General features: G+C 39.8%; 12 protein-coding genes. 10 read left to right on the top strand and 2 right to left on the bottom strand.

The window, feature by feature from the left end; genetic code table 11:
- Positions 1 to 88 precede the first annotated feature (88 nt).
- The 8 genes from FSB73_RS18030 (at position 89) to FSB73_RS18000 (ending at position 6,529) form a co-directional block, all read left to right on the top strand.
- Entirely contained in the window at positions 89 to 556 is a 468-nt protein-coding gene (locus FSB73_RS18030) for a ZIP family metal transporter (protein ID WP_225974140.1), read from the top strand.
- Positions 557 to 580: 24 nt separating this feature from the next.
- A complete protein-coding gene (locus FSB73_RS25480) occupies positions 581 to 1,576 on the top strand; it encodes a P-type ATPase (protein WP_225974139.1) in 996 nt (331 codons plus the stop codon).
- Positions 1,576 to 2,391 carry an HAD-IC family P-type ATPase gene (locus FSB73_RS25475; RefSeq protein WP_225974138.1) on the top strand — a complete coding sequence of 272 codons (816 nt, stop codon included), beginning with the start codon at positions 1,576 to 1,578 and terminating at the stop codon, positions 2,389 to 2,391. The genes FSB73_RS25480 and FSB73_RS25475 overlap by 1 nt, the downstream gene beginning before the upstream one ends.
- A gap of 558 nt (positions 2,392 to 2,949) precedes the next feature.
- Complete coding sequence (locus FSB73_RS18020) at positions 2,950 to 3,285, top strand: ArsR/SmtB family transcription factor (RefSeq protein ID WP_091401247.1); 336 nt, start codon at positions 2,950 to 2,952, stop codon at positions 3,283 to 3,285.
- 50 nt (positions 3,286 to 3,335) lie between these two features.
- Positions 3,336 to 3,782: an arsenate reductase ArsC gene (locus FSB73_RS18015; RefSeq protein ID WP_091401245.1), complete on the top strand. Its 447-nt coding sequence runs from the start codon at positions 3,336 to 3,338 to the stop codon at positions 3,780 to 3,782.
- Positions 3,783 to 3,810: 28 nt separating this feature from the next.
- Positions 3,811 to 4,653 (top strand): arsenite methyltransferase, encoded by an 843-nt coding sequence (locus FSB73_RS18010; RefSeq protein ID WP_091401244.1) that lies wholly within the window; start codon positions 3,811 to 3,813, stop codon positions 4,651 to 4,653.
- 20 nt (positions 4,654 to 4,673) lie between these two features.
- Positions 4,674 to 5,759: an ACR3 family arsenite efflux transporter gene (gene arsB / locus FSB73_RS18005; RefSeq protein ID WP_091401242.1), complete on the top strand. Its 1,086-nt coding sequence runs from the start codon at positions 4,674 to 4,676 to the stop codon at positions 5,757 to 5,759.
- The gene (locus FSB73_RS18000; RefSeq protein WP_091401240.1) at positions 5,756 to 6,529 is read left to right on the top strand and encodes a metallophosphoesterase family protein; all 774 of its coding nucleotides are present in this window, start codon (positions 5,756 to 5,758) and stop codon (positions 6,527 to 6,529) included. The genes arsB and FSB73_RS18000 overlap by 4 nt, the downstream gene beginning before the upstream one ends.
- Positions 6,530 to 7,872: 1,343 nt before the next feature.
- On the opposite strand, the gene FSB73_RS17995 is transcribed toward FSB73_RS18000, so the two are convergent.
- Complete coding sequence (locus FSB73_RS17995) at positions 7,873 to 9,399, bottom strand: serine hydrolase (protein ID WP_146785374.1); 1,527 nt, start codon at positions 9,397 to 9,399, stop codon at positions 7,873 to 7,875.
- 288 nt (positions 9,400 to 9,687) lie between these two features.
- The gene (locus FSB73_RS17990) at positions 9,688 to 10,290 is read right to left on the bottom strand and encodes a 2,3-bisphosphoglycerate-dependent phosphoglycerate mutase (protein ID WP_146785372.1); all 603 of its coding nucleotides are present in this window, start codon (positions 10,288 to 10,290) and stop codon (positions 9,688 to 9,690) included.
- A 393-nt stretch (positions 10,291 to 10,683) separates the two neighbouring features.
- On the opposite strand from FSB73_RS17990, the gene FSB73_RS17985 reads away from it, so the two are divergent.
- Complete coding sequence (locus FSB73_RS17985; protein WP_146785369.1) at positions 10,684 to 11,007, top strand: hypothetical protein; 324 nt, start codon at positions 10,684 to 10,686, stop codon at positions 11,005 to 11,007.
- Between the two features lie 2 nt (positions 11,008 to 11,009).
- Complete coding sequence (locus tag FSB73_RS17980; RefSeq protein WP_146785366.1) at positions 11,010 to 11,891, top strand: sialidase family protein; 882 nt, start codon at positions 11,010 to 11,012, stop codon at positions 11,889 to 11,891.
- Positions 11,892 to 12,032 lie beyond the last annotated feature (141 nt).

Genomic DNA, 12,032 nt, shown 5'->3' with positions numbered 1-12,032 from the left:
TTATTAAGATCCATGATCCTGTAAGGATAAGCATCGGGTTTGGATTGGGTATTTTTTCATGTTGACACTAATGTATTTTTCGGGCAAAATGGAGGATAAGGCTTCTGTAAACAAATCTTCAGTATTTCCTATAGGGCTTTTGTTAGCAGTATGCATAGATATAGCAATTGATGGCCTTTTGTTAGGAATAGGATTTGCAGCAGGACGCAAGGAAGGGATTCTCCTTTCTTTGGCACTTGCCACAGAAAACCTGACTTTAAGTTTAGCAACTGCTTCTTCTCTTGGGAGACAAGGTATTCGCGCCAATAAAGTGTTGTCCATTATTATCATATTGGCTGCTATTTTCTTTCTTTTTTCAATGGCAGGAGATGCTTTATTTCATAACCTGGAGGATACATCAATGGAAATTATATTGTCGTTTGGATTAGCTGCACTGCTTTTTCTCGTGACGGAAGAACTGTTAGTCAAAGCGCATGCGCAAAAAGATAATATATGGCTTACCGCGCCATTTTTTATAGGATATTTATTGTTTTTGATACTTGGTGTGACAATGTAACTTAATGATATTAAATATTTAAAAATGAAAAATACAGACCCAAATCACGTTCATACCTATGATGCGCAGGGAAGAATAACCTGTTGTACGTTGGAAGAAAAAATCTATACAGACGCTGGTGGAAAAAGGCTATTGCATGAGGAGGAGCATGAGGAGGAGCCTGATGATAAAGAACAAGGACAGGCAGATATAAAAGGGAAAAGTGCTATTATAAAATATCTGCCTGCCTTAATTAGTTTGATGATGCTATTAATCGGCATTGCATTGGATAATTATGTAAAACCGGCATTTTTCACCGGGTATATCCGCTTTGCATGGTATGCCGTTGCCTATTTGCCGGTAGGTTTTCCGGTAATGAAGGAAGGCTGGGATGCGTTATTAGGTAAAGAATTCTTCACCGAGTTCACCTTAATGGTTTTAGCAACTATCGGTGCATTTGCTATTGGCCAATACCCCGAAGGTGTGGCAGTGATGCTCTTCTATGCCATTGGAGAATTATTCCAAAGTGCAGCTGTGAGGAAGGCCAAAGGAAACATAAAGGCATTATTGGATATAAGGCCAGATGCTGCAAGCGTTTTGAAGGACAATAAATATATAGAAACAAAACCTGAAAATGTTTCTGTAGGAGAAACGATTCAGGTAAAGTCAGGTGAAAAAGTGCCTTTGGATGGACAAATGCTTAGTGTGGGTGGCAGTTTTAATACCGCAGCGCTTACAGGTGAGAGCAAACCTAAATCCATTTACAAAGGGGAACAGGTCTTGGCGGGAATGCTCAACCTTGATAAAGTAATTGAATTGAAGGTAACTAAGAAATTTGCTGACAGTTCTCTTGCAAGAATACTGGATATGGTTCAAAATGCTACTACGCGGAAAGCAAAGACAGAATTACTAATAAGGAGATTTGCGAAAATATATACGCCTATTGTATTTTTTTTGGCGGTGGCTTTAGTGCTCATCCCATATTTTATTGTCGGTGACTACCTATTTACACAATGGCTGTATAGGGCATTGGTGTTTTAGTGATCAGTTGCCCCTGCGCACTGGTTATTTCTATACCATTAGGCTATTTTGGAGGAATTGGCGCAGCCAGTAAAAATGGCATCCTGTTTAAAGGCTCGAATTACTTAGAACTGATGACCAAAATAAATACGGTAGTAATGGATAAGACAGGAACACTAACAGCTGGTGTTTTTAAAGTCCAGGACATTGTTACGACCGGGATGGATAAAAATGACTTTATTCCAATATTGTCCGCATTAGAAAGTAAATCCACACATCCTATTGCCAAAGCTATCGCCGAATATCAGAAAAACGACGTGCAAGCTTATGCCACAGAAGATATAGAGGAAATTTCAGGGCATGGATTAAAAGGGAAAGTAAACGGTAAATATGTGCTGGCTGGGAATACCAGATTACTTAGGAAATTTAATGTGAGTTATGATACAGCTATAGATCAGGTTGCAGAAACGATCGTTGTGGTGGCTATTAATAATAAATATGCTGGCTATGTACTGATAGCGGATGAAGTAAAGGAAGATGCCAAGCAGGCCATTAAGCAAATGCACTTGAACGGTATTAGGCAAACGATAATGTTGAGTGGGGATAAAAATGCCATTACACAAAAAATAGCAGGGCATTTAGACATAGACAAGGCCTTTGGTGATTTATTGCCCGAGGATAAAGTAGATAAAATTGAAGAGTTAAAGCAGGATAAAACGAACATCATCGCTTTTGTCGGAGATGGCGTCAATGATGCACCGGTGTTGGCATTAAGTGACGTTGGGATTGCTATGGGGCATTGGGCAGTGATGCTGCCATTGAAACGGCTGATGTAGTCATTCAAACAGATCAGCCTTCCAAAATAGTTACAGCCATTAAAATAGGAAAGGCTACTAAGCGAATTGTGATACAAAATATCGCTTTGGCGTTTACCGTAAAGGCGGTTGTCTTAGCTTTGGGAGCGGGAGGCTTGGCAACCATGTGGGAAGCTGTTTTCGCAGATGTAGGTGTAGCTTTGTTAGCAATATTGAATGCAGTTAGGATACAACGAATGCAGTTTTGAAGTATTATGCTTTAATTTTCAGCTACTTTTCATTACAGAATTTTTAACGATGAAGATTGTTATTTAGTTTGTGATCAAATGACTGGACCTGAAAGGGAGCTAATTTTAACGTTTTTTCCTTTTCATCAGCCTTCGAAATTTTCTTCTGGACTATCCTGAATATCAAAACGATGACATTCCCTGAGCTACTGGGACTGTATCAAAATATCAATCTCGAATTCCAACATTCTCCCACACTTATATAAAGTTAATTAAGAATGTTCAGAATTTTTTCATGAATTATCTACAATTGTTAAGTAATTATCGTAATATTGCAATTGAAGAATGAAATATGGGCTCTACAAAAACGGATTTATTCAATAAAAAGCAAAATGAATTGGCAAATATGGCGAAGGCTATCGCACACCCGGCCCGGATAGCCATTTTAGAGCAACTTGTGAAGACAAATGCCTGCATTTGTGGGGATTTGGTAGTTGAACTTGGCCTGGCCCAGCCGACCATTTCCCAACATTTAAAGGAATTAAAGCTGGCGGGAATTATCCAGGGTTCTGTGGAAGGGACAAGCGTATGCTATTGTATTGACCCGAAAGTCTGGAAGAAATTCCGGGAATTTTTTAATAATTTCTTTGTAGAAGTGGGAGACCCGACGGGAGAAGGTTGTTGTTGATATTTTTTTCTTCATTAAATCGCTTTATTGCAATAAACAAATACAAAAATATGGAAAAGCATAAAATTCTGTTCGTATGCGTTCATAATAGTGCAAGAAGCCAGATGGCCGAGGCTTTCTTAAATGAATTAGGCGCAGACGCCTTTATCGCCGAAAGTGCGGGTTTGGAACCAGGTACCTTAAATCCCTATGTGGTGGAAGCTATGGCGGAAGCCGGGATTGACATCAGCGGTAAACAGACGAAGGCCGTATTTGACCTTTTCAGGCAAGGCAAGCCCTTTAATGCAGTCATTACCGTCTGCGATGCGGCAAGCGCCGAGCGCTGCCCTGTTTTTCCAGGCATGACCAAGCGCATTGCCTGGTCTTTCCCCGATCCTTCCGGGTTTAAGGGTACTAAAGAAGAAATTTTGGCGCAAACCCGCGAAGTGCGGGATGAGATAAAGAAAAAAGTAACCGATTTTATCGGCGAAGCGAAAGTCTTAAAATTCTGGATGTAATATTCTTAATGTATAAAAACTTACGAAAATGAACAACGAACAAAAATTAAAAGAGCTGGTACAACAAAAATATGCAGCTATCGCCCTGCAAGATAAGGCCACCAATGAAGCGTCCTGCTGCGGATCGGGATGCTGCTCCACCGAAGTGTATCATATTATGAGCGACGATTACAGTACCCTGGAAGGCTATAATCCAGATGCGGATTTAGGATTGGGCTGCGGGCTACCGACACAATATGCGCAGATAAAACCGGGAGATACCGTTATTGATCTGGGTTCAGGTGCAGGTAATGATTGTTTTATTGCCCGCAGGGAAACCGGCGAAACCGGTAAAGTGATCGGCATAGATTTTACGCCTGCAATGGTAGATAAAGCAAGAGCCAACGTGGATAAGCTGGGCTATAATAATGTGGAATTTCGCCGTGGTGATATCGAGAAAATGCCTGTTACGGCAAATGCTGCGGATGTAATTGTGAGTAATTGCGTTTTAAACCTTGTGCCGAATAAAGACGGGGTATTTAAAGAAATTTATAGGGTGTTGAAACCCGGAGGCCATTTCAGTATTTCCGATATTGTTTTAGAAGGGGAATTGCCACCTGCATTACAGCAAGCGGCCGAAATGTATGCCGGATGTGTTGCGGGAGCTATTCAGAAAAAGGATTATTTAGACCTTATCTTACAAAACGGATTCAGCAATATAACCCTTCAAAAAGAAAAGGCTATTCAAATTCCTGATGATATCCTCGCAGGCTATCTTTCAAAAGAACAAATCAGTCAATTTAGAAACGGAGATAGCAGCATTAAAAGCATCACCGTCTATGCAGAAAAACCCGCAGAGGCGGCTTGCTGCGGCCCTGATTGTTGTAATTAAACTCTTTAAACGCGAAAAATATGTCTGCAAAAAACTGCGCTCCTGCACATGAAAGGAAAAAGTTAGGTTTCCTGGATAGGTACCTTACCCTGTGGATATTCCTGGCGATGCTCTGCGGTGTTTCCATAGGGTATTTTGTCCCTTCCTCATCCGATTTTATCAATTCCTTTTCTTCGGGAACAACCAATATTCCCCTGGCAATAGGGTTGATTTTGATGATGTATCCGCCTTTAGCCAAAGTACGTTACGAGCAGTTAGGTAAAGTGTTTAAAAACACAAAGGTATTAGGCGCTTCTTTACTTCTTAATTGGGTTTTCGGGCCTGTATTAATGTTCTTGCTCGCGCTACTTTTCCTGCATGGTTACCCGGAATATATGGTCGGATTGATACTTATCGGCCTTGCCAGGTGCATCGCAATGGTCATTGTCTGGAATGAGCTGGCTGAAGGAAACCGGGAATACGCAGCGGGATTGGTCGCATTAAACAGTATTTTCCAGGTATTGCTATACAGTGTTTACGCCTACCTGTTTATTACCGTTCTTCCGCCACTCTTTGGATTAAAAGGTCTGGACGTTCATATTACCATTGGAGAGATTGCGTGTAGCGTAGCTATTTACCTGGGCATTCCTTTTGCCGCCGGTCTTATCAGCCGTTATCTGCTATTGCGCTTAAAAGGGGATGCGTGGTACCAGCAAAAGTTTGTTCCGTTTATATCTCCTATCACGCTTATAGCCCTACTATTTACAATAGTGGTTATGTTCAGCCTGAAAGGCCAGATGATTGTCCGGATACCTTTTGATGTGATCCGCATAGCAATCCCGTTAATTGTCTATTTTGCTATTATGTTTCTGGTTAGCTTTTTTGTAGGGAAACGTCTGGGCGCAGATTATGCGCAGAATGCTGCGGTTTCCTTTACGGCTGCAGGTAATAATTTTGAATTGGCTATTGCGGTGGCTATTGGTGTGTTTGGCATTAATTCGGGAGAAGCCTTTGCAGGTGTCATCGGGCCGCTGGTAGAAGTTCCTGCGCTCATTATCCTGGTGAATGTTGCTTTTTGGCTTCGTAATAAATATTATAATAAACCTCAAAAAAATCAAGGTAGATGAAAATAGCCCTGTTCAGTGATATTCATGCCAATTTGCCAGCACTCCAGGCATGTTTAGAAGATATAGATGCAAAGCAGCCCGATGCAATATATTGTCTTGGTGATCTTGTAGGATATAATATTTGGCCAAATGAAGTGACTAATATTATTAGGAACCGCGGCATTCCTACAATTGCGGGGAATTACGATTTTGGTATCGGCAGGGTAAGCAACGACTGCGGTTGTGCATATAAAACAGATGAAGAGAAGCACATGGGTAAGGTTTCGATTGCCCTTACCAATGAATTGATAAAAGATGCCGAACGCAAATATCTAAGAACGCTTCCCGCTCACATACGATTGGAATTTCAGTTGAATAACGACAAATTGAATTTGCTGCTGGTGCACGGCAGTCCAAGGCGGATCAATGAGTATCTTTTTGAAGACAGGGAAGAAAAAAGTATGCTGCGCATTATGGAACAGGCAGATGCCGATATTATGTGCTTCGGGCATACCCATAAGCCTTACCACCGTATCTTAAATTCAGGTACTGCCGGACAAGATCATTTTCGCCACGCTGTAAATATAGGATCGGTGGGCAAGCCAAAAGACGGAGACCCAAGAGGCTGCTATGTTTTGCTTCATATAAATGAGCAAAGTGCTATATCGGTGAAAGAAAGCATTCAAGTGGAGTTCATCCGGTTTCAATATGATGTAGAAAAAGCAGCCAAAGCAGTTGAAGAAAGTATTTTGCCCGATAGATATGCGGAAAGTTTAAGAAACGCGCATTAAATAGGAAGATTATGAATGATGCCTCCGAAATATTGAAAGATCGAAAATAAGTCGTCCAAATAATAAACACAAATGTACAGTTATAAATACTCAAGCAGAGTCTAATATTTAGTTTTCTCTATTGACAGATTAATCAAGATTTTTAGACTGCCGCGCTATGAATATTAAAATAAAGTTTACCTTTGCTTAGGTTCATTTGAATCCAGATTAGTAAGGTACCAATACGGTTATCAGGGTCAATTCAAATCTTCCTAAATAATTGTAATTCAATTCGTTATATAAAATATCATTGGGTGCCGCCCTCACCGCAAAAGGCATTGATAATCAATGCCTTTTTTATTTACAGCCAATTTTACACATAACTTAGGGGCTATGGAATTAAATTAAAAAGACTTTAGTGCAATTAGGATTTCTTATACATATTTGTATATGTGTTTTTTCTAAAAGTCTTGCACAGTTGTAGGCGGAGCCACCTTCTGTAAAAAGTCCACCAACCGAATCGAAAATTTTAAAATCACTGCATCCTTTTATTCAATTTATTTTCCGGCATTCTTTTCAACTTCTGCGTGCATAAATCCAATTACAGCACAATCCAATTCTCTTAAAAGTTTATCTCCATTATTATCGGACTTTACGTTTCTATATTGAAGGTTTGGCCGTTCGCCATTTTCATGAAAGGCAAACATTGGCTTATAATACTCTTTTAGTGCATTTATTTATTATCGGGTAAATCACAACAATTTAATTTTCAAAACCGCACCTATAACTGCCGGTTTCTTTATGACGTTCCCTTCAGTATTTCTTTATTGTTTGTCCTTTGCCCGTTGCAATGCGCATTGGTAATTATTTTCCCAAAAATACATTCCATGACCAATCCAGTCATATTTTTCACGGCTTATCGTAATTTCATTGGGACTTGTAGGCAATTTATTCCCCCTTTCTTCATCACAACCGTTGAATCCAATAATTAAATTAGGGCTGGTACATTAAAGCATAATCTTAACGCTGATTTACGGCCTTCGCTAAAGTAGAATATGGGGCAGTATACTGGCCATTTTTATTAAAAATGCCAGCCTCTACCAACCGCTGACGCGCTTCTTCTTTGGGCATGGAGCTAACGCGCGCAAGTTCCTTTTTGGCTAAGTCTTTAATCTTTTTTAATTATTTTTCATTCATGTTACAAACCTACTGATTTTTAAATTAAAATAGTTGTATGTTGCTCAGGCCTCTAAAAGCTGCGCCAATCTTTAGGAATTTTCCGCTATTAGCCACAATTTGCGAGTTGTTTTTTATCATTGCTGTCAATTTCTATCAAAGGTAATGGGTAGCAAATTTTTGTTTAGTTACTCAACTTTTCTAAAGATATATGGAGTGATTTCAACAAAATCAGCCACTTTTACCTTGACAGATTTTACAGCATCATTTGCAGTAGTGAATGTAAAAACGGCGGCACCAAAATCGGTATCAGAAAAAGTTACATAAAACCGATTACCACCCAGCGGTTTCATGAATACTTTTAATGTGGGATGGTGGGATAATTTCATTTGTAACCCATCTTTTTCCATTACGATTTGCATCTTACCATACACATCATTGAAATAATTTCCAGTATATGATTTCAGCGGGAGCGTCGAATTTAAATGTAGTTTAACCGAATCTAATAAAATCTTCGTCTCCTTAGAAGCGGCCTGTTGATCATATTGAAAATATTTCAAATAAACCTGGCTATAGTTACGAAAGGGTAAATTTAAACAGGCATCTTCGATTTCACTCGCTAAAGCCTCAAAGAAATAATTTTGATCGCTATTTGTCAAGACAATAATGCCGATTTTTTCTTCAGGTATCAATAAAAATTGACTTAAAAAGCCGGTAACACCGCCGTCATGCTCAACAATTCTGCGACCTTCATATTCTTTGAGTTCATATCCCAAACCATAAAGTGAAAAATGTCCTTCATTGAACATTGGGGGATTTTGCCGCATAATAGAGTAGGGGGTCCATGTCTTTTCAATTACATTTGGGTCAATAACCTGCTTGCCTTTATATTTTCCATGATTTAATAAAGTGATGGCCCATTTGCTCATATCACTGACGGAGGAGCTAATGCTGCCGGCAGGGGCCAAATTGTCTATATTGGCGTAAGGAAGTTTTATTAGGTTGGAGTCTTTTACGGTATGTGCCAGCGCTCTGTCTTTGGCAAACGGCAGGTCTTTGCTTAAAACTACGGTATTTTTCATATCAAGTGGCAGTAGAATCCTTTCTTTGATAAAATCTTCCCATTGCTCCCCTGTAACCTTTGGAATGATCTGTCCTGCTGTAAGAAAAGCAGCATTTGTATACCCCCAGGTTGTCCGAAAAGGGTATACGGCTTTAATATGTGCCATTTTTTCAATGATATCGTTTCTCGTCAAATTACTTTTCCAATAAGTAAAATCTCCCTGGAAGGTTTCAAAGCCCAATCTGTGACAGAGCAAATCGGCAATGATGGCTTGCTCTCCAGCCAGCTTATTATCCAGTTTGAACCGGGGTAGCCATTTTGTTACCTTGTCATTCAAAGAAAGTTTTTTTTCAGCATCCAACATAGCAATGGCAGTCGCCGTAAATGCTTTGGTATTAGAGCCAATCATAAACAGTGTATTAACATCCACACTGTCAGTACCACCCGCTTCCTTTACACCAAAACCTTTCATATAGACAACTTTTGAATCTTTCACTACACAAACTGCCACACCCGGCAATCGCCAATCTTTTAGAGCACTGCTTATATAATTATCCAGGCTGTCCTGAATAAAATGCGACCGGTTTTGGCTGTGGACTACACTTAGAGATACCATCCAAATAGCTGCTGGTAATAAAAGATGACGTTTCATTTGATTTTATTTATTTCGTTAGTTGGTTCACTAATTTAAAAATACTAATAATTACAAGAAATTGTAGACGGCAATTTAGAGACTAATAACCACGTTGTGCGCTTACTCATACTTTCTACCATATAACAATCCGTAATTTAGGTAGAAACTGGTGTATATTTTTAATTTTTGAATATTTTTTTCTGATAGCTGCATGAACTTATGAGCAAACAGACTTTTGTTAAATTGCCAGGGCTTCTGGAAGTACATAACCTATTAAGCGTACGCTGTGTAGCCAGTTCCAAGTGATCATTTAAGACGCTGAAGTCTATCCTCACTCAAATCATAAAATAATGGAACGCAAGTTTCGATTTCTCTTTGCAAAATCTGCGCTGGTGACAGGGATTCTAAAAACATCAAAAGAGCCCGAAGGCTGTTGCCATGGGCTACAATCAAGACTTCCTGACTTTGCAACAAACAAGGCAGGATTGATTGCTTAAAGTAGGGAATAACCCTATTATACGTATCTTTCAGGCTTTCCCCTCCGGGAGGTGCCACATCAAAGGAACGGCGCCAAAGCCATACTTGTTTTTCCCCAAACTCCTTGGTAATTTCTGCTTTATCCTTTCCCTCAAGCGCTCCATAAGAGCGCTCATTCAACGCCTTATTAATTACCACTGGAACATCCTGCCAGCCACACACTTCTTGAATAATCTGCAACGTATGTTGGGCCCTGATTAATTTGGAAGTAAAGGCAATATCAATTCTTTGATCTTTAATTTCTAAGGCCGCTTTCCTGGCCTCTTGCTTGCCTGTCTTCGTAATGTCAATATCCTGCCAGCCAGTAAATCTGTTTTCCAGATTATATTCAGACTGGCCATGACGAATTAAAATAAGGTTGGTGTGTTCCATTTCAATTTAATTTCTAAAATTGCTGATTCCTATCATTCCCTTGATTTCAAGGTAGTTCAAGGTAGTTCAAGGTAGTTCAATCTATGCGAATAACGAAAATTTATCTAAAATTTGCCATCAGTATAGCACGCACCTGTCATTTTATTGGCCATGCAGGCATTAAAAAGTAAATGCATATCACACTTCTGGACTACTTCCTAATGATTCAGAACAAGTTTAATTTTGGTGACCAAAGTGTAATTCCAATATCTAAATTTGAAATGTTTGCTTCAGCAAAGGTTAACCTTATCAGATTTCATCAAAAGAACAACCAAAGGATTTATCCTAACAAATAAAAACTTTTCCTAACTTCAAATCTTCAAAAGAAAATTTGGCAAATTATAATTGTAAGATATGAAACGCACACTCATCCACTTGGTGGTCTTATTTTCAGGTTTTCTGATTTTAACTGCTAACGTCATTGCTCAGCGCACAAAAGCGACAGACACCGCTAGCATTCAATGGGGTGAAAAAGTGCCTTTACAGCCTACGCCAGCGGTTATCAGCCCAACCCATCATCCACATAATAAGGTCAATGCTCTAGGCGAAATAACTGATACGAGTTATGGATCCCAGTATTGCAGATTATTGAATATAAGCGGCAAGCATTGGCTCGCTGTTTACACCGTTCAAACCAATAAGGGATATAAAAAGATCCACAGGGTGGTCTCAGATTAGAAATTGCCACCTCTAAAGACAATGGCCAGACCTGGCGCACAATTTCAAGGTTAAAAGATCCAGGCCGTGATCTGGATAATGGCCAATTAATCATATTAAATAATGGGCATATACTGCTGGCCTGCAGGTCGGTTCGGTGGCATTCATCCTACCGTCTCCCGGTCTATGAAAGTGATGATGAGGGGAAAAGCTGGAAGCGACTTAGTGTCATTGATCAAAATGAAGGCCCAGACGGCAGTCTGGGTAATCCAGATAAAGGCATTTATGAACCGCATTTTATCCTGTTAGAAAATAACCAGCTGGCCGTTTTCTATGCAAATGAAAAACATGTTACTGAAACGCCATCTTATAGCCAGGTGATTTCAGAGAAGATTTCTTCAGATCAAGGCAAAACCTGGGGCCCGGAAATCTTTGTTGCCCATGACCCTAATAACAAGGATGCACGACCCGGCATGCCTGTTTGTACCAAGATGAAAAATGGCGATTATATGGTTGTATATGAGGTGTGTGGTACAAAAGGATGTAATATCTACCAAAAGTCCAGCACGAACGCAATAGACTGGACAGTGGGGATCGGGAAAGCTGTACCTGATCAAACCGGCGCACCCTTTATCCTCTCCCTAACTGACGGTCGTCTTGTCGTTAGTTCTAATAGAGGCAACGTTTCAATTAGTGAAGATTATGGCAATAGTTGGCTGCTGCAACAAAGCCCCTGGCATTTCACAAAACCCTATGAAAAGGATTGGCAACAAGCGCTTTGGCCTTCTATTTACCAATTTGGTCCCAATAAAATAGGTGTAACAGCTGGTTTACGCAAGCACTTTCCCCACAAAGGGCGTCAGGTAACCATTCGGTTCGGCAAGCTAAACAAGGCATCTCATTAACAAAAAGACACGCCTTTGGGTACAATTCTGGCTATTTAAATATAGGCAATACAGACCGCTTTGCTTTTGCGAGATTAAATTTATAAAAATTTTTAAAGTAAATCTCGCAAAAGAAAAACATACTGACCAATCTTAAACCAC

This window comes from Arachidicoccus ginsenosidivorans, from assembly GCF_007971385.1.
GTDB lineage: Bacteria > Bacteroidota > Bacteroidia > Chitinophagales > Chitinophagaceae > Arachidicoccus > Arachidicoccus ginsenosidivorans.
Note: the sequence above shows the minus strand (reverse complement) of the source record. Positions and strands in the feature narration are given on the sequence as shown.

What these genes read in the sequence shown, in the direction of transcription:
- FSB73_RS18020 (WP_091401247.1), top strand. Translation starts at nt 2,950, where the DNA reads ATGGGCTCTACAAAAACGGATTTATTCAATAAAAAGCAAAATGAATTG.
- arsB (WP_091401242.1), top strand. Translation starts at nt 4,674, where the DNA reads ATGTCTGCAAAAAACTGCGCTCCTGCACATGAAAGGAAAAAGTTAGGT.
- FSB73_RS17995 (WP_146785374.1), bottom strand. Translation starts at nt 9,399, where the DNA reads ATGAAACGTCATCTTTTATTACCAGCAGCTATTTGGATGGTATCTCTA.
- FSB73_RS18000 (WP_091401240.1), top strand. Translation starts at nt 5,756, where the DNA reads ATGAAAATAGCCCTGTTCAGTGATATTCATGCCAATTTGCCAGCACTC.
- FSB73_RS25480 (WP_225974139.1), top strand. Translation starts at nt 581, where the DNA reads ATGAAAAATACAGACCCAAATCACGTTCATACCTATGATGCGCAGGGA.
- FSB73_RS17990 (WP_146785372.1), bottom strand. Translation starts at nt 10,290, where the DNA reads ATGGAACACACCAACCTTATTTTAATTCGTCATGGCCAGTCTGAATAT.
- FSB73_RS17985 (WP_146785369.1), top strand. Translation starts at nt 10,684, where the DNA reads ATGAAACGCACACTCATCCACTTGGTGGTCTTATTTTCAGGTTTTCTG.
- FSB73_RS18010 (WP_091401244.1), top strand. Translation starts at nt 3,811, where the DNA reads ATGAACAACGAACAAAAATTAAAAGAGCTGGTACAACAAAAATATGCA.
- FSB73_RS18030 (WP_225974140.1), top strand. Translation starts at nt 89, where the DNA reads ATGGAGGATAAGGCTTCTGTAAACAAATCTTCAGTATTTCCTATAGGG.
- FSB73_RS18015 (WP_091401245.1), top strand. Translation starts at nt 3,336, where the DNA reads ATGGAAAAGCATAAAATTCTGTTCGTATGCGTTCATAATAGTGCAAGA.